Raw genomic sequence first — 22,953 nt, forward strand, 5'->3', positions numbered from 1 at the left:
ACAATGCTGCCCCTAATGATAGGCAATAACCACAAAGCACACAAAGAGTTAGAGAGAATTATTTGAAATGTGGACTGATGAGCGGAATGATTCCGTCTCTTAAAATCACAAAGGGCAACTTGTCTGCCTCACTGTTATAAGCGCCTCCTGTAAAAACAACAACTGCCTGCAACTCTGGTAGCACCATGATGTATTGGCCACCATTACCCGTGGCACTAAGGGTCTGATACACTAGCTCATCACGCTGTATTGGGAGAATCCACCATAGATAGCCATATGCTATATCAGTCAATCTCGTTTGCTCCGATGTGGCTCGCATGATCCATTCCTCTGGTATTATCTGCTGATCATGCCATCGACCATTGTTCAAAATCAACTCTCCAATTTTGGCCATATCCCTTGGTGTCATATACAGCCTTTTGGCAGAGTTGGGTACGTCTGATTTGCCGTTGGTATGATCCCAGCTCGCATTTTTGATCCCCAGTGGCTCAAAAAGATATTTGGAAGCAAACTCTTGGATTGACAACCCCGAAGATTGACTGATCACCTCGGCCAAGAGTACAGTCCCCATCGAACAATACATCGCGGTATCTCCTGGATTGTATCTCTGTGGAAGATCCAATGTATATTGAATCCAATTTTTCTGTCTATAAACCCTATCTTCTTGTCCCTTCGAACTCTTGTCCCAATCATTGCAATCCAAACCACTACTCATCATCAATAAGTCCCGAATAGTAATTTGTTCCTTTCGTGCATCATCATTCTTTTTCACCTGCCAACCTGATAAATGCTTGAGAACAGGTTCATCTTCATTTTGGATAAATCCTTGGTCTATCGCTATACCTGTGAGTAGAGCTAGGACACTCTTGGTCACAGACCTGAGATCATGCTGCATATCGATTTGGTAGTTTTGATAGTAATCTTCCAGAATAAGCTCCCCGTCTTGCACAATTATTATGGAATGAATCTCATGTTCATTGCGATACAACTGATTCATGAATTGATAAAGGTGAGTTGTATCTTGATTCACCAATCTTAAATCCCCCACTTGCCAGCCATCACTCAATAAGATGGGTTGTTGGTAAGCATATTGGGCATAAACTGACCATTCAGACCAGATCAACAAAAAAAAGAGCAAGTAGGTTTTCATGCCTTATCAATGCAAAAGATGATAAAAAGTTGTCTAGTCCATTTACTTACTAGATTGTTGGACTTCTTTTTCCAAGTGATCCAAATAGAGAATCCCATTGAGGTGATCTATTTCATGTTGAAAAATTACTGCGGTAAACCCTTCTATTCTTTCTTCATAATGTTGATGATCCAATTTATCATAGGCAATTTGAATCTCATAGGATCGAGTTCTGGTGGTATCCACTCTATTAGGGATGGACAAACAGCCTTCTCTACAATCCTGTTTTCTTTCAGAATAGAAGGTAATGACAGGGTTGAGATAAACCTCAAAGGGCAAGTTTTCCTGATCCAATCGTTGAACCCAAATGATGCGTTTCAATATCCCAACCTGTGGCGCAGCTATCCCCACGCCCATTGAAATACTGTCTCGCACGGTAGCGTACATCCTGTCAATCAATCGAGCCAAAACCTGATCCGTAGAATCCACGATTACATCGTGGCTGCTCGTCCTGAGCAAAATTGAATCTTGAATAGAGGTAATCTTAAACACCCTCATCGGAACATCTCCTTGATCTGAGAGAATCATGACCCTTTGTTGATCAGAAAATTGATCTGAAGTAGGTGAAACAGTCGACATTCTTGATGTCGCGCATCCCACTAAAAACAATATAGAGAAGATGGACAGGTGTTTTGATAAAGAAAGCATGCTAGCACAGTTAGTTGTAGCAACATTAACAAAAAAGCATGGCAATACTAAGACTGAACTGTCTCCCAATCTGTTTTTTTCATGGGAATGGAAAAATCCTTATAGGTGAGCGCTCTCCATAGCCATTCCATTGGGCCATATTTATAGGTTTTTAACCACCGAGCACTGATCACTACCTGTATCACAAACAGGCCCAAACCAAAAATCAAGCTCACTGTTGCTCCTACGTACTCCCACAGTCCTAACCCAAAATCATAGAATATCAACACACCAATCAGTGCTTGAGAAACATAGTTGGTCAGACTCAACCTGCCATAACTACTCAAATAATCAAAGATTTTTACTCGTTTGGAAAAATAAAAGTAAACCAGTATAAATCCACAACAAATCGCTGTGGTATAAAATGCGTTGAGGTAGGATTGAACCACTACCATGACCAACTGTTTTTGTGAATCTGTCCAATCGAAACTCTCTACTCCTGTCAAGTACAGGTTCAACAGCAACATGAAAATCAATGAGAAATAACCAATCAAAGTAGCCTTGTACCTGTATGCTTTTAGGTTCTCGAAATACCGCTGTCTAGCTATGACCAAACCCAGGATAAACAATGCCATCAGTTGAAAAAATCGGCCTGTATGATAGGTCCAAGTCCACACCACCACTCTAGCCTTGTATAGATTGAAAACCACCACATCCCACAGCGAACCAGAAGAATAAATTTGCTCCCCCTCCTCATAATACCCATCTCCATAATAGGGAGTATAAATATATGATGGATCAACAAACGACTCCACAATCATCCCCAGTGTAGGGATCTGCAAAATCAATAGTGATGTCACAACAAGTAATGTACGTGAGCCCACTTTGTATAGAGAAACAAGAGGCATCCCCATCAAGGCATAAATGTGAAGAATGTCTCCTCTATAAATCATCGAATGAACCAGGCCAATGGCCAACAAGACTAGCAATCTCCACAAAAAGACGTTTCGAAAATCCACTCCTTGCAACTCCTTCGTTTTCATCTGAATGAAGAAGCTGTACCCAAACAAGAATGCAAATATGGAGTAAGCTTTGCCGCTGACTAAAAACAGCACCGACTCAAATACCTGTTGGTCAATCTCCAACACCAAAGGGCTCTCCGCATTGACAGGCATAAATAGCTCAAAATGCTCAATGCTGTGAATCATAATGATCCCCAACAATGCAAATCCTCTGAGAGCATCTATAACCTGAATGCGCGGAGTTGTCGGCATAATTTATTTGTCATCGGTCTACTACATTAAAATTATGCTTTCGAGACTTTTCTTAAAAGAGCTGAACGAATTTGGGGACATATCCCTAGCCATGTTGGTACATCTCTCCGTCCATCTCATACTTACAGTCAGGTTTACTTGACATTTGTTTCTCTTGCCAGACGAATTACTCCTGTATGCTTCAAAAAAAAGAGCTGTTTTGACCATGACCAAAACAGCTCTTTCATCTCCAGTCTTTTCAGAATCAAGCCTTGACCAATGCCTTTCTCTTCAAGATGGTTTCAACAAACTTGATCTCGTTTTGAGAGTTGAATATTTTGTAGGGGAGATGAATCATTTGTGCTTTACTCATCACAAGTAGAAAATGATCTTTGGTCACCACAGCTCTCTTGATGCTCTCCCACTTGAGCGGCATCCCTTGTTTGCTGTTGAGTTTGATCAAAATCTGCTGACTGGTGATTTCATAGCTCAACTTTTGGAACATGAATTTGCCTTGCTCAATCTGCGAAATCCCTGCAAACTGTATCAACCAAAACAAGCCATACAGTACCAAAGCGATCGATGCGCCGATGATCCACCATAGGTTTGGAATCCAAAGATATCCACCACAGATCGCCAAATAAATCAAAAATACCCACCACTGGTCTTTGAGCAAATTACCAAATGCCAACTTGATAAAAGTTCCGTTTGCTAACTGGTATTTTTTCGTCTTTACTATCATTATTTTTATTTTACTGCCTTCAAACTTATATCTAAACTGGTGTAGGAATGGGTCAATGCACCCACTGATATGAAATCAACTCCTGTTTCAGCTATTTCTTTAATATTCAACTCGGTCACTCCCCCTGATGCTTCGGTTTGGCATTTGCCTTTGATCATCTGCACCGCCTGCTGCATCATAGAGGGCAACATATTGTCAAGCATGATCACATCTACACCACCTACTGCCAGTGCTTCTGCTACTTCTTCAAGATTTCTGGTCTCCACTTCTATCCTCAAATCCTTGCCCTGCTCCTTGAGATACGCTTGGGTTGCTTTGACTGCTTGTGTGATCCCTCCAGCATAATCGTTGTGGTTGTCCTTGAGCATCACCATGTCATAGAGTCCAAATCTATGGTTGACACCTCCTCCGATTTTGACCGCCCATTTTTCGCAGATGCGAAAGTTAGGTGAAGTCTTTCGAGTATCTAGCAACTTGGTCTCGGTATGTTGGATCATATCACTCAATCTGCGGGTATAAGTAGCTATGCCACTCATTCGTTGCATACAATTGAGCACCAATCTCTCTGTGGACAAGATCGATCTTGCACTGCCTTTTACTGTCAGTCCAACCTCGCCTTCGACTACTTGATCTCCATCAGCCTTGTGAAATGTCACAACGAGATTTTCATCATAGCGATGAAAAATCCACTGTGCCAATTCCAATCCAGCAATCACACCATCACCTTTGATGATGAGTTTGGCCTCCTGAATCAAGTCAGATGGAATAGCCGCTAGTGTGCTATGATCTCCTTCCCCTATGTCTTCTTGAAGTGCCGCATCAATGAATTGATTGATGGCAGATTTTGTCAGATAATCGATTTTCACGGCGCAAAAATATACAAGCCATTTATTTTATGCACCAGCGGTATGAATATTTTGCCAGTCTTAGTACTTTGCTGCTCTGACATAACCCCAAATTATGACCACCATTACAGGACAATACATCGACCTTTTCCTCCAAACCACCTATCCTGCGCAGATTGAAATCAAAAATGGCAGGATTTATCGTGTGTCAAAAATAACACAAGCACCTGACCAATACATCCTACCGGGTTTTGTAGATGCCCACGTGCATGTAGAGAGTTCTATGCTCGTGCCCTCTGAGTTTGCACGTATGGCGGTGGTACATGGCACGGTAGGCACCATCTCTGACCCTCATGAGATAGGCAATGTGCTAGGTGTGAAAGGAGTAGAATACATGATCGCCAATGGCAAGGAGGTCAATTTCAAATTCTATTTTGGGGCTCCCTCCTGTGTGCCTGCCACGACGTTTGAGACCGCAGGTGCGGAAATCTCTGTTGCGGACATAGAATACCTACTCAGCAAAGATGAGGTCGTGTACCTCGCAGAGATGATGAACTGGCCCGGAGTTTTGTTCAATGACAAAACTGTCTTTGACAAACTGGCAATTGCCAAACGACTAGGCAAACCCGTGGATGGTCATGCTCCAGGACTGAAAGGCGAGCAAGCACAACAATATGCTGCTGCAGGCATCTCCACAGATCACGAGTGTTTCACAATAGAAGAAGCTCAAGACAAACTCAGCTGTGGCATGAAAATTTTGATCCGAGAAGGAAGTGCGGCCAAAAATTTTGAAGCATTGATTCCTCTTCTCGATGGGCATTATCAGTCTATCATGTTTTGCTCTGATGATAAACATCCCGACAACCTCGAAGAAGGTCACATCAACCAACTCGTCAAACGATCTCTGGCCAAAGGCCACAACCTCTACAAAGTATTGCAAGCTGCCTGTGTCAACCCAGTTCAACACTACGGCATGGATATCGGACTGCTACGTCAGGGAGATCCTGCTGATTTCATCCTCATCGACAACCCTACTGATTTCAACATCCTTCAAACATGGATCAATGGAGAACTGGTTGCCAAAAATGGTCAAACCAAAATTCCTTCAGTCCCTGTTTCTGTGATCAATAATTTCCATTGTCAACTCAAGAAACCAGAAGACTTCAATCTCGAAATCACAGGGTCAAAAGTTAAGGTAATGGAAGCACTCGATGGTCAACTTATCACCAACCTGCTGACATATGACAGTGCCCTGATCGACAACCCCAATCAAACCAATACCGAGGAAGACATCCTGAAAGTAGTCGTGATCAACCGCTATCAAAATACCGCTCCCTCTATCGGATATATCAAAAATATGGGTCTAAAATCTGGCGCCATTGCCTCCTCCGTGGGGCATGACTCTCACAACATCATTGCCGTGGGAGTAGATGACAAGTCTATTTGCCGAGCGGTCAACAAAATCATTGCCTCTCAAGGTGGTGTCTCAGCAGTCAGTCCAGACATGGAGATGTTGCTGGAGCTGCCAGTCGCAGGCATCATGTCTGACCAAGACGGCTATCAAGTAGCCAAATCTTACTCAGCTATTGATCGCTTCGCCAAAGGACTAGGTTCTTCTCTGAATTCCCCATTCATGACACTGTCCTTTATGGCACTGCTTGTGATACCCAAAGCCAAAATGAGTGACTTAGGTTTTTTTGACGGAGAGCAATTCGAGTTTTTACAGGTTTTCACCGATTGATAAAAAAGTACATTACTTACATTCGCAGCATGCTAGAACTGATCTATATATTGAACCTCGTCGGCACGGTGGTTTTTGCCATCTCTGGTGCCCTGACTGCCTCTGATCACAAGATGGATGCCTTTGGTGCGGTGGTTATTGCCTTCATCACTGCGCTAGGTGGGGGTACGGTCAGAGATTTGTTGCTAGACAGTCATCCCATCGGGTGGATGGGAGACCCCAACTATCTCTATGCTGTGCTTTTTGCAGTACTTCTCAGTTACCTGTTCAAAAGATGGATCGCTAGTCTGCGCCGTACCATGTTTTTGTTTGACACCATAGGGATAGGTCTTTTTGCTGCTTTGGGTACTCAAAAGGCCCTCGGTTTCGACATGCATTTTACGATTGCCATCATGATGGGTGTCGTCTCATCGGTATTTGGTGGTGTGTTGAGAGATATTTTGACCAACAGAGTACCGCTGATTTTCAGAAAGGAGATATATGCCACCGCCTGTCTTGCTGGAGCCAGTCTCTATGTGATCCTGATTCAATTTCCCATTCCAGATTACTTGACCTTGATCATCCCTATTGTTCTCACGATGATCATCCGTCTCTTGGCAGTCAAATTCGAGTGGTCATTGCCAGGGATTAAATGAACGGACGCATCTGCATAGATTTTATTTCTCCATCGATACTTTAAATGCACTCAGTCCAGTTGGATTAGTTGATATAATTAGATTTTCTGCCAACTCAAATAAGTGAGATTGCGACTCATAGAAGTGCATCATATAACCTGCTGTATTAGGAAAACAGACTAAGTCACCAATTTGAGGAAGAGAAGGAAAAGCAATTTTTCGTTTGAGCAACACATCTGTTTCCAAACAATAGGCACCTACCAAATATGCATTCTCCACCGAATCGGTCTCGACTGACTCCTTCCGATTGATTGGGATCAAAATAGGATCCAAAAGAAAGTCCGCACTAGAACTACAGAGTTGGGTTTTGTTCATTTCCAACCCTACTAGTAGGTCACCATTAGAATCCCTTTTTCTAAAAACCACCTTTGCAAGTGTAATACCAGTCTGATCTACCAATGACCTACCAGGCTCTAAACGCAGCTCGATATTGCGGTCAACTAGACCCTGTGCCACGGTTCCATGAGCGGTAGGGCTTTCTAGAATCTGACGCAGCATGTGTTCTTTAGGTGTTGGGTTATAGTAAGGATAGGTTAGTAGTTGGCCTTCAATTGTTCCATTACTCCATGAATACCCCAAACCATTGTTCTGAAATGTGATAGGAGACCTCTCTCCGGCCAACGCCAGTTTTAGCTCTGCTTGAAAGTGGTTCCACTCTTCTTCTCTTTCTAAATAATTAGTCAAAAAACCACCGCCCATGTCTATGAATTTGGTTGACAATCCCATCGCTGAGATACTATCTACCACGTCAAACAACTGATCAAAAGCTGCCACTCTTTCCTCTATCTCATATCCATTGAGATGAAAATGCATGCCTTGATAAGACAAGTGCTGCGTTGTGCAAACATACTCTGTCACCACAGTCTCAATTTGGTTAATGTCAAACCCAAATCGACTATACATTTTTTCTCCATTGATCAAAAACCCACTCACTCTCAGCGCCACACGAGCCACTATATTCATACTAGCCGCCAAGTTTTTGATCGCATCTATTTCATCTTGATTATCTACCACAATCAACACTTGATTTTTGATAGCCAATACCAGTACGTCATTGGTTTTGATCGCGGCTGTCAGGACCAACTTGGCTGGATCGACCCCCATAGAAAGACACTGATTAAGTTCTTCGAAACTGGCTGTATCCACACCAAAACCATGATTTTTGGCTGTATTCACAAAAACTTTACACTTATTGGCCTTTCGCGCAAAAAACACTAAATGTGACAGCCCAAAAGATTCGATAACCTTTGCATATGCTTGATAGTTTTCTATGAAAGGATCTACATGATGCAGATTGAGTGGAGAACCATAGTCGGTCACCAACTGCTGATGAAGATTGGTCTCTCCCAAAAATGATTGAATCCAAGAATGAAGTGTTGGTGTGAGTTTGGGTAGTGGATCAACAATAGTTTGGCACATGACATTCGGTGTTTTTGATTTCATTTAGTACAAAGTCAGACCAATGACTGACGAAGTTGTTTCGTGATGGAGTAAGTGCGTCATTGTTGTAGGTCACACCTTCTGTAGGAGTACCCATGACTGCTATCGACATATTGACCTTGCCATTGGCATCTATGACGAAACCCTTTTTATCTAGCGCCAAACACCCTGGCATATGGCTGTCCTCGGAATCAACATCACTATTTCGATAAATGCAGATTTCCCCCTTTGATAAGAGCTGATGATACACACCCTCCTCTACATTACTCATATGAGTTTTCGGAATCCGCGCATTCACCATAGTATCCAAGTCATAAGCAGTTTCATCTATTTTAGAAACCAGTCTGGTACCTATATGATCTGTTTGATGTATCTGTGAAACTGCAGAAAAATGAATCAATCCCTGTTGAGCTAATGTAAGTATTTTTTCCATCGTGGTGTGTGGAGGTCCATAGGATACGCGGTGCAATCGCGGCGCATAGAAATTTTCAAACTTTTTTTGTGACTGGGGTGTCAACCCACCATGTGCATAAATATCCCCAAAAAGGCCAGCCGCAGCATTCCATACATCAGTCAACTCACTCAAAAAATGATGCCTAGACTTTTGTTTAGTTACATCCAGTCCCTCTTCTAAATACCCCACTATGAATCTATGGTATTCGATATCCGATTGGAACTCGACATCAGACAGTGGGTCAAAGAACTGATTGAGATCGAAACGCACAATATGTGGATATAGCATGTGAAACCATTCTATATCTTGTTGGATAGTGGCATAGGAATACGGTTGGTCAGTTTCCATAATTGAAGGATAGTTATACAACTCGAAAAGTTTCATATAATGAACGCGAACGTATTCTTGCCTGACCAAAGGCCATATCTCACTTTCAAAATCCAACTTTCCATTTTGAGATCCAAGTTCTGCCATACTGCTTGGCGTAAAAAATCGCAGCTGAAGTTTATTATTATCACCTGTACGCGGAATCATCGGCAGTCCATTTCTGCAAAATGGTAAAATCAGCCGCGGTTCCAACCCTGACTTTTCGTAGATCAGTTTGCCATCTATTGCAGTACTGAAGCGTCCTCCTCTACCCTCTGTCAGCGCCAATACACAATCCACAAAGGTGAGGCCCATACCTTTAATGCCAACTACTGATCCAGGAGCAACCCGATCCATCTTTTGCTCAACAGGATAAATAAACGAAATATAATTTGGCTTGGGAGCGTTGCTGACCAAGTGTCTTGAAGTAGTTGGGGCTGGTGTAGGATGTCCTGTAGTCAACAGTATGTATTGAAAAGTAGGATGTAGCGTTCTTACTCTTCCTGATTCATCTCTGATCACGAGCTGGTAGCCATTTGCATGACGATTCATATCTACCACTTCTCCCACTACTTCGCGCAGTGTGAGATTCGCAGGCATCTCCATTTTGATCCGTTCATAGCCATTGATCAAGTATCTGCCCACTAGGGAGCGTGATGGAAACGTATCACTCTTGATTGGCTCTGAAATATCACTGTTCAACTCTGACCACTGCTCAAAACTCAATGGCTGACACACTGCCGAAGGCTCTGCATCAGGTAACCACATATTAATTTGAGAGCTGGGAATGTTCATTTTGAGAAAATCAGGTTGAGAGGGATTGTAAACCTCTCCTGCTGCAAAATGGCGCGTACGATTAAAAATATGAACCACTATCTGACTTGTAGGCTGCACCTTCTTGCACTGTGCCACCAATCTTTCAAAACCATAGATACCTTTGGGTCCACCTCCAATAATAGCGATATAAACAGGAGACTCTGCAAGAGCATGTTCTGACCCCCATGTTGTATCATCTGTTGAATCAAATTTCATTTTCATGTGTGTCATACCATTCTGATAGTTTCGTCATTTCCGTTTCCACCCGACCAAAATTATGCTCCACCCACTCTGGGGAATAAATAGTGTCTAAGTATCTCTCCCCACTGTCACAAAGGATCATAGCACAGCGACTACCATCAGGTATCTGAGGGAGCATATGACCCACCGCATGTACAACTGCTCCAGAAGATCCCCCTGCCAAGATCGCTTCTTTGTGCAAGAGATGATGGCACCCTGAGATACATTGCTTATCACTCACATGAATCACTTTGCTGACTTGAGACCTATCCAAAAGCTGAGAAGCTCTACCTGCTCCGTGTCCAGGGATCAAGCGACTGCCAGACTTCTGATGAAAAATAATACTACCCAAGGCATCCACAGCTACTACTTTGGTATGCATCTCATGTTGCCGAATATACTCCGCACAACCCATGATGGTACCACATGTACTCGTGGCGGCAAACAAAAAATCCACATCATGATGCAACACTTCCGCGATTTCTCTCATGGTATGGTAATGTGCCTGTGGGTTGGCAAGGTTCGCATATTGGTTCGGCCAAAAACTATTCGGGATTTTTTTGAGCAAGGCCTGTACTTTAGCCAATCGGACGTTGAGATAACTACTATCATCTATGCAATCAATCATTTCAATCTTGGCACTATACGTTTTCAAAATTTTTAGTGTCTGTGGATTCACATTGGGATCTACTACAACTATCAGCTTCAGCCCATGTTTTAAACAAAGCTGTGCCAAACCTATCGCCATGTTGCCAGAGCTAGATTCTATGATGGTCGTATCGCGTTGTACCTGACCTGTCTTCATGGCATCTACCAGTAGACTTTCGGCTGTACGGTCCTTGATGCTACCGCCGGGGTTGAAACTTTCGATCTTTGCAAAAATTGACACATTGTATGCTGGATACAGGTATTGTAATTGCACCAAAGGAGTATTACCTATAGTTGCGAGTATGCCTTGCTTGAGTTTAGGCTGACTCAGAGTTTGAGAAAATCTGATCATATCATTGCGTTTTTTTTAAATATCCAAGTTTTGGTCACTGGTGATGTATTTGAGATTTGAGCTCGGAGTTCTTCTGTGGATTGATACGAGGTTTGATTGAGTTGAAAAAGCTCCGCCGTAACACTAAAATGCTCTTCTTGAAAGCACCAAGGGGCAACAGTCATGGAGCCATCATCAGTTCTGACTATTTTTACAGTGCTTTGACTAGTGATGTCACCGATGATGAGCGATCTTTTCTCACCATCTTCTAGCTCTCCTTTGCATAGGATAAGAGAGCACTCATCACACCAGCGCAAAAAACGGTAATAGCCCACTACCTCATTTTCTCTCAGCGAGTGGAGTTTTCTTAGTTTTTTCTGAATGGCACGTTGTTCTTTGATGAACTGGCGCATGTTGTCAGTCTGATACTCGCTACTCTCACAGAGTGATGTCGTGTGCATAGAGACCAAAAGCTGTATCCAAGTAGATTTATAAGCAGACTCTTGAGTGATTTTCCTTGCTTGCGTCAAGTCAAAGCCTCGCTCGGAATAATCTTTGGGATGTCCATCAGTAGTAATCCATTCAGCCTCAGACCAGTCTGTCTGTCCATCATCGTGCTCCAAAATGGCAGATAAGGTTTCTATCCATCTCGGTGGACGAAATGCTTCCTTGAGATGCCTAGCCAGCTCTCCTGCAAGCAGGGCATGGTTGCGCTGAAATATAATTTCGTATCCCTGATTTAAATTCCTGACTATCACATGCTCTGAATTATCGGTGAAAAAGAATGCCTGCTCAAAAACCAGTTGTACATGTGTACTATGATTTCAACTGATTAATAAACAAAGCATCTGCCAAGCAGCAGCTAAGAGCAAAAATGCAATCTGAGGTTCCCTAAGGGCACATAGGGATTGATCAAAGGATTTATTGACTGGGGAAATATGTGCAACCAAGTACCCAAAACTGTAGATACACCTACCCACCTCTGAGTCCATTTTCTACGTTCAGCCATCCTTATCTACCATTAAAGTCTCACACTCAAAAATCCTTCTCTAAGATAATCTTGCCCCGCTGGTTGTAGCAGATCCATGTAGACCTTAGACACTAGATTTAGACAAGGTCTTTTGGGTTCTAAACCTCGGTTTGTGGCGCACAAAGCAAATGCTGTAATCATATCAGCAATGATAGAAAGGGGTGAAGCTTACAGGAGTCCTACCTTTCCCCTACCCAATGCGGATAAATTTTGTGAGGGCGGGTTAACGTGTTTAATTCCTCAATGTGCTGTGGAGATAATGACCATCCAGCCGAATCCAAATTATCTATCAATTGTCTCTCATTTCTTGCACCTATCACTACACTAGAGACTGTTTCATTTTGCAACAGCCAGTTGATGGCGACTTGTGGAATGCTTTTATCCATTTCTGTGGCAATACGCTCTAGTAAATCAACTACATCGTATACTAGCTCATCATTGACAGGTGGGGAACCAATAGCACCTCCTGATTTTATTCTTCCTTCACCCATAGGCTGATTTCGCTTGATTTTTCCAGTTAACCTTCCCCAGCCTAAAGGACTCCATACCATCAGTCCCAACTCCTGATCTTTGATCAGCGGCATCAATTCTTGTTCATAATCCCTGCCAATCACTGAGTAATAACCTTGGTAGACGATGTACTTCTCTAGATTCAATTTTTCTGAAACTGATAGCGATTTCATAAGCTGCCATGCTGCAAAATTAGAACAGCCAATGTAGCGTACCTTGCCACTACCCACCATGCCATCCAATGTGCGCAAAGTCTCCTCCATGGGTGTATGCGCATCAAACCCATGCATGATATACAAATCAATATAATCGGTTTGCAAACGCCTTAAACTGTCGTCTAAAGCATTCATTAGGTGAAAGCGTGAGGCTCCCTTATCATTTGGCCCTGCGCCCATCTGAAATGTGGCCTTGGTTGAAACAATGCTGTTTTGTCTTTTGCCTGATAGCGCTGCACCGAGAATGGATTCGGAATCTCCCTGAGAGTACACATTTGCCGTGTCAAAGAAATTTACACCTCGCTCCAAGCAAATGTCTATGAGCCTAGTGGCCTCTTTCACATCTGTTTTGCCCCATCTACCAAAAAACTCGTTGGTACCAGCGAATGTCCCTGTTCCGTAACTTAGTACAGGCACTTTTAATCCTGACTTTCCTAAATTTCTGTATTCCATCATTTTTACTGCGTTTCTTTTCAGCAAAATTCAGCCATGAAATACTCAATTCACAGGAGGATTGTCACAGATACGCTGTGCGGTTTGTCACACTAAGCAGGGATGAGGCGGCTAAGTGTTTCTCGGGAAACACCTAAGTAGGAAGCAATCATTGTTTTCGGGATGCGCTGGATCAAGGCAGGGTATTGCTCTAGCAAATGATGATAGCGGTCGCTTGCATTGCTACTGATAAAACACATAATTCTTTTTTGTAATGCGATGTATCCAGCGGTTGTTTTCTTCCGAAAGAAGTATTCCATTTTCTGCAAGTCGCGGCACATTTTCTCTTTGTTCTCCAGGGTTAAGGAAAAAACGATTGCATCTTCTAGGCAATCTACAGACAGGCTTGCTTTGGTGCCATAATGAAACGCTTCTGGGTCGGTTATCCACCAATTTTCCATGGCAAAGTGAATGATATGCTCTTTACCTTCGGGACTTATCCGAGCAGCCTTCATCAATCCTTTTGCAACAAAATAGTCGTACTGCACATAATCGCCCTGCTGGATGATGAGGTGATGTTTTTTAAATGCTTTTTGCTCGAAGTGAGATAATACCCATTCAAACTCTTCGTCCGTGAGAGAAACAATCTCTTCTATCTGTTGTCTAAGCTTTATTTTCATTTAAACCAGGGATGAATTTTTGAGTCGCAGATTATACTCGGCAAGCAGCTACCCCATTCTGTGATACCCACTTGTTTTTACCAAATCTAGAGGATTAATTATTCTTTTGAAATGCCTATTGGACACATGACTTTGTGGTTCGCGAGTAAATGTGCTCGGTGCTTGATCCTGTCTGACAACATACAAAGGGTATAGTTGCAAACTATGTCTAGTTGGGTGGCTGTCAGCCTTTGCACCCTCAACTCGTCATCATCTATGACGAGTTGAGGGTGCATGGCTTCAAATTTTCAACTTGAATACGGGAGTTTTATTTCAGACCAGTTTTATTACTTCTGCGCTCCAATAGGATTGTGTCACGCCAAATTCCGTTCATTTTTCCGATTTTTTCACGATAACCAACTTCTCTAAACCCAAGTTTTTTATGAATTATGACACTTCCTTTATTTTCTGGAAAAATTCCAGATTGTAAAGTCCATATTCCATTATTTTCACTTTCGTCTATCAATTTTTCTAATAATTTAGTTCCTATTTTTTGACCTGAAAAAATCGAAGAAACATATACGCTCACTTCTGCAACTCCACCATACACGCATCGAGAAGAAACTGGAGATAATGCACTCCAGCCAACAATTTTATTGTCTATTTCTGCGACAATTCGACAATCTTTTAAATGCCCGTTGTCCCAATCGTTCCAATTTGGTGCGCTCATTTCGAAAGAAGCATTTCCAGTATTAAGACCTTCTTGGTAAATTTCAGATACTTGCGTCCAATCAGCTTCTTTTAAGTTTCGAAATATTAATTCCCCATTCATTTTTCTTATGGTTTATCTGTTTTCTCAATGCTCCACAACGTCCAGCTATCATCCGTAAGCTGGACTTTTCAAATTTCTATAAAAGTATCTCATCGCACCAGCCTTTGCAAATAGCTCTGTAAGCTTATGGGTGATAGGTTTGTTAGCGGTTCGTACTTTTAGTCAGTATTTGATTGTTGATAAATACGTCCAGACAATGAAAAGAGCTTGTAAGGGTACCCTGAACCACAAATAGGGCAGACCATTTCCATCAAAGGTACCTTGCTGATAGTTTACCTGTTTTACAGCAGCGTAAATGTTTGCTGGGAGCATACATATGAAGAAGGCGATAAGCAACCACGCAGTGACGATTCTGAAATTTGACATCAACAGTCCAATAGCTGCTGCTATTTCAATAATCCCTGTCAAATAAATGATCTCCTTTTTGTAGAGGACAAAGTCTGGCAACATCATGGTCATGCCTTTGGTAAAGACAAAATGTCCAATAGCTGTAAACAATAGCATCACCGACATGGCAACTCTAGCAGACAAAGCAAATTCATAATTGCCGCTAAAAACCTTGTTTGCCATCAATGCAATGGCAAATACGCTTACTAGTATGATTAAAGGTTTCATCTCTTTTTTATGACAAAGATCAATGTGGCCAGAACAAGAAACAATGAACTTGGGTTAAGTAATGCGTCTTCGGATTCGACTCAATGCCTGAGGTGTTACCCCGATGTAGGAGGCAATATATTTTAGCGGTATATATTGAATGAGATGTGGTTGTTCCAAAAACAAGTTTTGATAACGTTGCTCGGCAGTCTCGTTTAGTAGTGAAAGCTCTCTTTTCGATTTCTTTAGATACAAATCCTCACTTGCTTTTCGTCCAATTAAGTTCCCCACTTCTGTCTCTTCATAGATGGTTTGTAGATCATCAAAAGTTATGCGCCAAAGTGTGGCTTTAGTTAAGGTCTCTATCTGATAGGGTGATGGGGTTCGTGTGATGAAAGAGTCGTAAGCACTCATAAAATTGTTGTCAAAGACAAAAGTAAAGGTTAGGTTATTTTCCAATTTCGGTATGAAATAGCGAACTATGCCTGTTTCTACAAATGAGAGGTGATTTTCTGTTTGACCCGCTCTCAAAATAATATGCCTCTTCGGAAATTCTTCAAACGAAAGTTTTGAACTGAAAAGCATCCATTCCTTCTCGCTAATTTTTTGCTGAATCGTACGTTCAAAGTATTGCCTGATTTGTTCCATCTTGGATTAGTAGTTCAGTTTTCATCTGCACCCCCATGAATGATAGGTCATGTTAGCATTCTTTAAAAGCACTCATAGTTTCGTTCTATTCCGAAGCAGGCTTTACAAGAACCACTAATTAATGAGTCTTTAGCAGGAAATTCAAGATCACAAACAGATCCACCTTTAAGGTTATATAATTCAGTTTGGGAATTGCTGAGTTCGCCAAATAGGTTTTCTAGTTCTAGGGTGTCAATGCCCATAACTCCGTAAACATAAATTGGACCACATCCATTTCCTCCTGGAATATATGTCGTTCTACAATCTTCCGAGGTTTCGCCAGTTGATGCATCAATTATTCCATTGATTTTAGTTGTTAGTCGTTCAATTTTAGCTTCAAGTTCTGAAGCTGTTAAGTTGTCATCCTCATTGCAACTAAATGTTAAACATATGAACGTTAGTAGAATATAAAATGTAGTTCTCATATTCAAAAGACACATTATTTACTTCGTTGGTTGTAATCTATGAATGCTCCACAACATCCAGATATGACACGTGCCTCTGAACTTTCAAAGTTCTACTAAAGTATCGGTTTTTCACTTCAGTTTCAAATAACTATGTAGAGGCATGTGCTATATCGTTTGTTAGAGACTTTTACTTTTTCTCTCTTTGATAGTAGGTGATTATACTTGCTTTCGCTATGGTATTGTTCCATAGATAGTATCCTACTATTGCTGGATTTGTGTTTTCATCTAACCCTAGCTTTTCTGTTTTTAAGGCATATACGGTAATTACATATTTATGTAGTCCATGACCTTCGGGTGGGCAAGGACCGCCATATCCTTTAGCTCCATAATTGGTGATACTTTGAATAGCATTTTTTGGCGCAAGGTCGGCCGAGACATTTCCAGCATTACTAACTAATTCGTTTATATCAGACGGGATATCAAACATTACCCAATGCCACCACCCACTTCCTGTAGGAGCATCTGGATCATACATCGTCACGGCAAAGCTTTGAGTTCCTGCAGGAGCATTCTTCCATGTCAATTGGGGCGACTCGTTCTTGCCTACACAGCCAAAACCATTAAACTCTTCTGTTAAGGTTGCTTGTCCTCCAAGATTCTGACTTGACAAAGTAAATGTTGATTGGCTAAATGACACTTGAGTGATGATGCCAAAGGCAACTGATAAGATTATCTTTTTCATAATTGTATATTTTAAATTAATAGACAAATATTATTTCTAATTCAACAGTGCCGTTAGTTGAGCTGGCTCAAAAAGTATTGCTAAAAGCTCAATCCAATTGATATTGCTTTGGAGTCATTCCATACTTGGATTTGAAGGCTTGAATAAAGTTGGTCAGTGAATCATAGCCAACTTGTAAATAGATATCGGTGGGTCTTTTCCCCTCGCTTTTAAGTAACAAGGCGGCATATTCTAACCTTCTTTCCTGAAACCATTTACTTGGAGAAGCATGAAATTGTCTCTCAAATGTTCGCTTAAAAGTAGATATACTCATGTTGCACAAGAAGGCGAGTTCATTGATTGTTAGTCGGTTGAGCTTGTTGTTTTCTATTATTTCCTGAAAGTGGTGTTCATGTTCGTTTGTACTAATTACGAATGAAGAGAGTAATTCCACCCCCTCCTTATCAATCAGATACAGCATGAGCTCCTCAAATTTTACTTGTAGAACTTTATCCCTGTGAACAGAAGATAGGTTGACTAGGTGAGCAAGACTTTTAGCAAAAGATCGTAGGTAATCATCATATTTAATGGATTGAACTGATTTCCTTTCTGTCATCTTGGATAGCACAATTGAGTATTTCCTTATAAAGCGTAGCAGAGCTTCATCCGTGAAAAAGAAAAGAATGCTTCTATACCTTTTCAGCGTATCGGTAAATTTCTCAGTCATAAGGCACTTACCTGACTTCATTAAAAGGAACTCGCTATTCGAAATGGCACTAAATTTCGTATCTGAGTAAACCTCTTTATTCCCTTCGGTCAGGAAACTGAAGGTATTCATAGATAGGTTTACTTGCTGTTTGGTCGATTCTTGCTCTACTTGGTAATCGAAGGCCAGAACGCTTGAGCCTTTATTGATAATTAATTGTTCTGGGAGGGAGATTGTTTTCAAGGTGCAATACTGACTAACGCACGGAAAAGTGCAATTTATTTAATTGATAATTGTAATATTTCAAGCGTAATTTCATATGTTCTCTGTCCGTGCGTTTGCTTCTGAAATCAATTTGGAAAGGTTGAAATTGCCATCTTTCTGCTTGAGCGCATCTGTGATGCGTTCTTAATCTTATTTGGCATCTGAGATGCGGTACAGCCAATTATCCGCATTACAAATGCTCAATCTATATTCATCTTCTAGAATATCTCAGTCGCAATGCAATTGCGACTGAGCGGGATAGTATTGCAATTAAGCTAAGTCCAATTAATATTAATATTGAGGTTCTATTTCTCATGCAGGAATGGAGTACAACGATCAACTAAAATGAGTATGCGACCCAACTGCTAGAAGCACTGAAGTTGCTTTTCTGTAATGCCTTATCAAAGATCTCAGTTCGAATATTCATTTTAGTGTTTGTTGTGGAGAGTTTACTTTTTGAATTCTTGAACGAACAGTTTTCTTCCTTTCACAATTATATTATGGGTATGTTTCAGGGCTTTTAATGCACTTCCCTTCTTAGTAAATTCTAGAAACCCGAACCCTCTTCCTCGACCGTTAAAAGGATTCTTCGGTAGACTAATATCTTCTATTTCCCCAAAGCTTTGAAAAGCTTTCTCCATATCATCTTCAGTGGTATCGTAATGAATGTTGGTTATATAAATTTTCGCATAGTCAGAAGAGTCTACTTCAAATTTTTCCGTTTCACTACCTTCTTCAGGCATAGTAATCTCATATCTCGGAACAGCCTTCCTTGAATTTCCATACTTGCGTTTAAGATTGGTAACCCTCGAAGAGGTCAACTTATTCTTCAGTATTCTCTTTCCTCTAAGTGATTCAATTAACTGTCTAAAAGCATCTTCACTCACTATTCCTACTTGGTCAAAGATTTCCCTAGTACTCACTAGCCTTGAGTTAAGCCCTAACCTTACGACTGTTTTTTCCTCTCTACTAAGATTTAAAGGTTCAAATTGTTCTAACCAAAGTTTCTCTTCTTTGGTATACACGTGCTTGTAAAATAGTGTTATTGCAAATGTCTTATTTGCCGATTCAAGTGAAGGCTTTACTAAATCATTTTGAGACATAAGTTCAAAAATCCTTCTAATTCCTTCCCCAAGTTCTCTGATATACCCAAATTCTCTTAGTACACGGGCGATGTATGTATTTCTTGATTGATGAGAGCCTTTTAATTCTTCTAGATCTTTAATTGTAATTGAGGAAAGGAGTTCACCTGGATTGCTTATAGTAAGTCGGTCATCATAAATTTTCACTTCAATTCCTCTTCCTTCAGCACTATAATCTCTATGGGTAATTGCATTTATAAGTGCCTCTCTACAGGCAGTTTCAGGGTATAGAATCTGCGTTCTAAATAGTGCGTCTTTCGAAAATCTCGTTTCTGTTAAATGTGGTCTAAGTAATTCCCAACTACGATCAACCAACTGGAAAACATTTCCGCTCGCTTCGCCTACTTCTTGAACATTAAATTCTGAACCGACCTTCTCTTCAGTTCCTTTTATCTTTAAAATTCTTACTTGAATACGTGGATGCCATTTTTGGGCATCTTTAGCAAACAGTAATGTTGCAGCTTTCCTTAGCTTCAATCTGTCGCCATCAAACTCTGCTAGCTCTAGATATTGAAGGAATTTCTCTGGTGATATTGTTTTGAATATATTCTGAGAAACTTCATTGATTAAAGAAATATCCAAGTCACTTACTTTAGCTGCATCAATAAAGTGACGATCGTACTCTCTAGAAATTTCTTCATCTCTTTCTAGTCGAATTAAGTCAGCTGAAGTTGGTTCTGATTCTCGGTCTTTTCTTTGAAAGCATTCTCCTTTTGAGGTTTGGTGAATGTATTTCGTGCCTTTGTCTACGGAAAAATAGGCTACTTTCTTCGAGTTGATTTCAACAATAGTAGCTCTTTTAACTGGGACAGGAGTTTCTTTTAGAATGTTGTTTTTTGCAGAATCTAATATCAATTGAACAGCATTCTGATTATGTGGAATTCCTAGAATTTGGTTATCGTCTTCTATTCCAACGAATAGTTCGCCTCCATCTGCGTTTGCAAACGCAACTAGGGTTTTTGCTACATCGTAGCATATCTCTTTTACATCTCGAGGGGTCTTGTTGTCAGGTGGACCTTCAAGCGCACTTTTAAATTCTCGATAATAGCTTTCACCTATTTCGGTGGCTAATTCAATTCGCTCTTTTAGTTTTAATATTTCCTCAGTATCCATTTCGCTAATTCTCCACAACAATTGAGCATGCGGACAAAAGTTCCGCATACTTGCCTTATATCTTTTTTACAGTGCACTATATTTTTCTACGTAGTGCAATACTCAAAACACTCCGACCATCTAAATCAGAAGTACCGAATACCTTGACTTGATCAGCATAGCAAAATACATCCTCTCCCGTCATAGCGACAAACTTTTCCCTCTCTAATACCGCAAACCACCCAAAAAATACCCAAATATAGGGATGGCGGCAAAGCTGAGGATTGAATAACTTGACCTATATGAAACCAACCAGTTATATACTTCATAGCTATCCCATTGGCTATGTCGCTCCCAGCTACGGGAGCAGATTGTACCTCCTCGCAAAGTCGCTACAAGTCGCAGGAACAGATCGTACCCATACTACAGGCTGCCACAATCTGCAGGAGCAAATCGTACGAGTACGACGGGTCGCTGCAAGCTGCAAGAACACATCGTACCAGTACAAAACGTCGCTACAAGCTGCGACCACAGACCGTAGCAGTACGCAGGGTTGCTGCAAGCTGCAAGGGCAGATCGTAGCAATACCCAAACCTGCTGCTACCATCGCTAGAAAATGAACATACTATTTTTAAATAAATTAATCACATAAACTAACTAAACTATGATCAATGGAATCGCAATCACTAGGTTACGCAACAGCGAGTTTTCCCAACTGAACAGCGACGTATTGGCACTGATCCAGCGCAACGACCCTGCTGCCCTGAAGGTAGAAGAGGCTTACAACCTGCTGAAAGCCGAAAATGATGAACTCACCGTCCTACTCAACCCAGACAAAGGCAGCGCCCTAACCGCGCTGCTGGAAGCTGCCGATGACCGTCGTGACCATGCCGTCACAGGCATCAATCTGGTGGTGTCGGGTTATGTCAATCATTTTGACCAGGCTACCCGTGGGCATGCACTCGCTCTACTGCGCAATCTGGGGCAATATGGCAGTGGGAACCTCGCTAGAGCAAACTACCAGAGTGAGACGGCTGGCATCAGCAGCATGCTGACCGACTGGACTACCAAGCCCGAACTGGCGGCTGCCATCACGGCACTGCACCTAGACGACTGGAAAGAGGAACTGCCCTGGCCAACAAGGAGTTCAACGATCTCTATCTGTCCCGCACCGAGGAGGTCTGCTTGAGCGTGTGATGCGTTCTTAATCTTATTTGGCACCTGAGATGCGGTACAGCCAATTATCCGCATTACAAATGCTCACTATCTTCATCTTCTAGAATAGCTCAGTCCGCTCTCTGATTCGTTTTGAAATTTACCCTTCGCCTTGTCGTAGTTCTATATTTTGGATTGTATTGGGGTGCTTATTCTGAATCTTACCTGTGTTGGTCGATCAGGATATGGTTGCCATCAGGGTCGGTCAAGGTGATGTGTGCTGGGCCAGAGGATGTTTCATCAGCTTCGGCAGTCAGTTCTATACCACATTTTTTGAGGTGGTTTTGTATCGCGCGTACATCGTCATACTCTTCTAGTTCTTGTGCACTGCCGTCCCATCCAGGGTTGAAGGTGATGATGTTGTCCTCAAACATCCCCTGAAAAAGGCCAATGACGGCATTTTCATTTTTGAGAACCACCCAGTTTTGGTCGATGTTTCCCCCCTTGTAGACAAAGCCTAGGTTCTCATAGAATGCTTTTGACTTATGGATGTCTTTGACTGCAAGACTGATCGAAAATGCTCCTAATTTCATGTTATTCCAGTTTAGTGTTCTGTTCTAGGTTTTGTAGCCATAGCAGATGACCTACAGCTATCCTATAAAGATACGCACTGAGTCGTATAGTTACATTTTTTTTGGAATGTTATGAGTGATGAGGATCTATGGATCGGCATTTTCTCCACAGGTAGCATACTCACTGGTCAAGAGTTCTGGAGGCGGGGGCGTTGATTCGGGAGAGGCTGCAGCGATTCTCATGGAGTTCGGATATGCAGACGTACTTATAGGCTCGTCCGGCCTTGTCTTGGCAGTCGTATCCTGTAGCTCCTCCGGTATCTGTCTCACGGCAAAACCAGCCACCTGTCTCCTTCATATTGGCCAGTTCGCAGTGGAATCTATCGATAGTCACCTCTACCTCATCTATGTAATATTTGGTGACAGTATCCTGCTCCATCGCCAGGGCACTGATGGATGTAGCACCGAGCACTATTATGAAAACCCAAAAAGCTTTAATTGCCTCAATCATCCTTATTGATATGTAGAAATAATCGCACATCTACGATATGAAATCTAATAAACTGCTA

The 22,953-nt window shown here is 41.7% G+C and carries 24 protein-coding genes; 4 read left to right on the forward strand and 20 right to left on the reverse strand.

Going from position 1 to position 22,953, the window contains the following annotated elements; genetic code table 11:
- Positions 1 to 58: 58 nt before the first annotated feature.
- The 5 genes from N6H18_RS03445 to nadC all read right to left on the reverse strand — a co-directional run bounded on the left by N6H18_RS03445 (position 59) and on the right by nadC (position 4,677).
- On the reverse strand, positions 59 to 1,150 hold the full coding sequence (locus N6H18_RS03445) for a serine hydrolase domain-containing protein (protein WP_262310441.1): 1,092 nt from the start codon (positions 1,148 to 1,150) through the stop codon (positions 59 to 61).
- A gap of 42 nt (positions 1,151 to 1,192) precedes the next feature.
- Complete coding sequence (gene def / locus N6H18_RS03450) at positions 1,193 to 1,768, reverse strand: peptide deformylase (protein ID WP_262310442.1); 576 nt, start codon at positions 1,766 to 1,768, stop codon at positions 1,193 to 1,195.
- 116 nt (positions 1,769 to 1,884) lie between these two features.
- Positions 1,885 to 3,090 carry a DUF418 domain-containing protein gene (locus N6H18_RS03455; protein ID WP_262310443.1) on the reverse strand — a complete coding sequence of 402 codons (1,206 nt, stop codon included), beginning with the start codon at positions 3,088 to 3,090 and terminating at the stop codon, positions 1,885 to 1,887.
- Between the two features lie 244 nt (positions 3,091 to 3,334).
- A complete protein-coding gene (locus N6H18_RS03460) occupies positions 3,335 to 3,811 on the reverse strand; it encodes a YcxB family protein (RefSeq protein WP_262310444.1) in 477 nt (158 codons plus the stop codon).
- A 5-nt stretch (positions 3,812 to 3,816) separates the two neighbouring features.
- Positions 3,817 to 4,677: a carboxylating nicotinate-nucleotide diphosphorylase gene (gene nadC, locus N6H18_RS03465; RefSeq protein WP_262310445.1), complete on the reverse strand. Its 861-nt coding sequence runs from the start codon at positions 4,675 to 4,677 to the stop codon at positions 3,817 to 3,819.
- A 94-nt stretch (positions 4,678 to 4,771) separates the two neighbouring features.
- On the opposite strand from nadC, the gene ade reads away from it, so the two are divergent.
- Both ade and N6H18_RS03475 read left to right on the forward strand, forming a co-directional pair.
- Positions 4,772 to 6,397: an adenine deaminase gene (gene ade, locus N6H18_RS03470; protein ID WP_262310446.1), complete on the forward strand. Its 1,626-nt coding sequence runs from the start codon at positions 4,772 to 4,774 to the stop codon at positions 6,395 to 6,397.
- Between the two features lie 29 nt (positions 6,398 to 6,426).
- A complete protein-coding gene (locus N6H18_RS03475; protein ID WP_262310447.1) occupies positions 6,427 to 7,032 on the forward strand; it encodes a trimeric intracellular cation channel family protein in 606 nt (201 codons plus the stop codon).
- A 21-nt stretch (positions 7,033 to 7,053) separates the two neighbouring features.
- Here N6H18_RS03475 and N6H18_RS03480 read toward each other — a convergent pair whose 3' ends face one another.
- From N6H18_RS03480 to N6H18_RS03540, 13 genes are all read right to left on the reverse strand, one after another.
- Positions 7,054 to 8,514, reverse strand: coding sequence for a Y4yA family PLP-dependent enzyme (locus tag N6H18_RS03480; RefSeq protein WP_262310448.1), 1,461 nt, complete (start codon positions 8,512 to 8,514; stop codon positions 7,054 to 7,056).
- Complete coding sequence (locus N6H18_RS03485) at positions 8,471 to 10,363, reverse strand: FAD/NAD(P)-binding protein (protein WP_262310449.1); 1,893 nt, start codon at positions 10,361 to 10,363, stop codon at positions 8,471 to 8,473. The genes N6H18_RS03480 and N6H18_RS03485 overlap by 44 nt, the downstream gene beginning before the upstream one ends.
- The gene (gene sbnA / locus N6H18_RS03490) at positions 10,353 to 11,387 is read right to left on the reverse strand and encodes a 2,3-diaminopropionate biosynthesis protein SbnA (protein ID WP_262310450.1); all 1,035 of its coding nucleotides are present in this window, start codon (positions 11,385 to 11,387) and stop codon (positions 10,353 to 10,355) included. The genes N6H18_RS03485 and sbnA overlap by 11 nt, the downstream gene beginning before the upstream one ends.
- Positions 11,384 to 12,124 (reverse strand): DUF3891 family protein, encoded by a 741-nt coding sequence (locus N6H18_RS03495; RefSeq protein WP_262310451.1) that lies wholly within the window; start codon positions 12,122 to 12,124, stop codon positions 11,384 to 11,386. Before N6H18_RS03495 ends, sbnA begins: the two co-directional genes overlap by 4 nt.
- A gap of 451 nt (positions 12,125 to 12,575) precedes the next feature.
- Positions 12,576 to 13,577 carry an aldo/keto reductase gene (locus N6H18_RS03500; RefSeq protein ID WP_262310452.1) on the reverse strand — a complete coding sequence of 334 codons (1,002 nt, stop codon included), beginning with the start codon at positions 13,575 to 13,577 and terminating at the stop codon, positions 12,576 to 12,578.
- Between the two features lie 89 nt (positions 13,578 to 13,666).
- Positions 13,667 to 14,233, reverse strand: coding sequence for a Crp/Fnr family transcriptional regulator (locus tag N6H18_RS03505; RefSeq protein ID WP_262310453.1), 567 nt, complete (start codon positions 14,231 to 14,233; stop codon positions 13,667 to 13,669).
- 307 nt (positions 14,234 to 14,540) lie between these two features.
- Positions 14,541 to 15,044: a GNAT family N-acetyltransferase gene (locus tag N6H18_RS03510; RefSeq protein ID WP_262310454.1), complete on the reverse strand. Its 504-nt coding sequence runs from the start codon at positions 15,042 to 15,044 to the stop codon at positions 14,541 to 14,543.
- A gap of 162 nt (positions 15,045 to 15,206) precedes the next feature.
- Positions 15,207 to 15,659: a DoxX family protein gene (locus N6H18_RS03515; protein ID WP_262310455.1), complete on the reverse strand. Its 453-nt coding sequence runs from the start codon at positions 15,657 to 15,659 to the stop codon at positions 15,207 to 15,209.
- A 54-nt stretch (positions 15,660 to 15,713) separates the two neighbouring features.
- Positions 15,714 to 16,286: a Crp/Fnr family transcriptional regulator gene (locus N6H18_RS03520; RefSeq protein ID WP_262310456.1), complete on the reverse strand. Its 573-nt coding sequence runs from the start codon at positions 16,284 to 16,286 to the stop codon at positions 15,714 to 15,716.
- A gap of 62 nt (positions 16,287 to 16,348) precedes the next feature.
- Positions 16,349 to 16,750: a hypothetical protein gene (locus N6H18_RS03525; protein WP_262310457.1), complete on the reverse strand. Its 402-nt coding sequence runs from the start codon at positions 16,748 to 16,750 to the stop codon at positions 16,349 to 16,351.
- 169 nt (positions 16,751 to 16,919) lie between these two features.
- A complete protein-coding gene (locus N6H18_RS03530; protein ID WP_262310458.1) occupies positions 16,920 to 17,474 on the reverse strand; it encodes a YbhB/YbcL family Raf kinase inhibitor-like protein in 555 nt (184 codons plus the stop codon).
- A gap of 88 nt (positions 17,475 to 17,562) precedes the next feature.
- On the reverse strand, positions 17,563 to 18,402 hold the full coding sequence (locus N6H18_RS03535) for a helix-turn-helix transcriptional regulator (protein ID WP_262310459.1): 840 nt from the start codon (positions 18,400 to 18,402) through the stop codon (positions 17,563 to 17,565).
- A 470-nt stretch (positions 18,403 to 18,872) separates the two neighbouring features.
- Positions 18,873 to 20,678 (reverse strand): ATP-binding protein, encoded by a 1,806-nt coding sequence (locus N6H18_RS03540; protein WP_262310460.1) that lies wholly within the window; start codon positions 20,676 to 20,678, stop codon positions 18,873 to 18,875.
- Positions 20,679 to 20,959: 281 nt separating this feature from the next.
- Here N6H18_RS03540 and N6H18_RS03545 point away from each other — a divergent pair, with 281 nt between their 5' ends.
- Both N6H18_RS03545 and N6H18_RS03550 read left to right on the forward strand, forming a co-directional pair.
- Positions 20,960 to 21,277 carry a hypothetical protein gene (locus N6H18_RS03545; RefSeq protein WP_262310461.1) on the forward strand — a complete coding sequence of 106 codons (318 nt, stop codon included), beginning with the start codon at positions 20,960 to 20,962 and terminating at the stop codon, positions 21,275 to 21,277.
- Positions 21,278 to 21,321: 44 nt separating this feature from the next.
- Complete coding sequence (locus tag N6H18_RS03550) at positions 21,322 to 21,846, forward strand: DUF6261 family protein (protein WP_262310462.1); 525 nt, start codon at positions 21,322 to 21,324, stop codon at positions 21,844 to 21,846.
- 187 nt (positions 21,847 to 22,033) lie between these two features.
- On the opposite strand, the gene N6H18_RS03555 is transcribed toward N6H18_RS03550, so the two are convergent.
- Both N6H18_RS03555 and N6H18_RS03560 read right to left on the reverse strand, forming a co-directional pair.
- Positions 22,034 to 22,405, reverse strand: coding sequence for a VOC family protein (locus tag N6H18_RS03555; protein WP_262310463.1), 372 nt, complete (start codon positions 22,403 to 22,405; stop codon positions 22,034 to 22,036).
- A 160-nt stretch (positions 22,406 to 22,565) separates the two neighbouring features.
- Positions 22,566 to 22,895 (reverse strand): hypothetical protein, encoded by a 330-nt coding sequence (locus N6H18_RS03560; RefSeq protein WP_262310464.1) that lies wholly within the window; start codon positions 22,893 to 22,895, stop codon positions 22,566 to 22,568.
- Between the last annotated feature and the right edge of the window lie 58 nt (positions 22,896 to 22,953).

Source organism: Reichenbachiella agarivorans (assembly GCF_025502585.1).
GTDB classification, from domain to species: Bacteria; Bacteroidota; Bacteroidia; order Cytophagales; family Cyclobacteriaceae; genus Reichenbachiella; species Reichenbachiella agarivorans.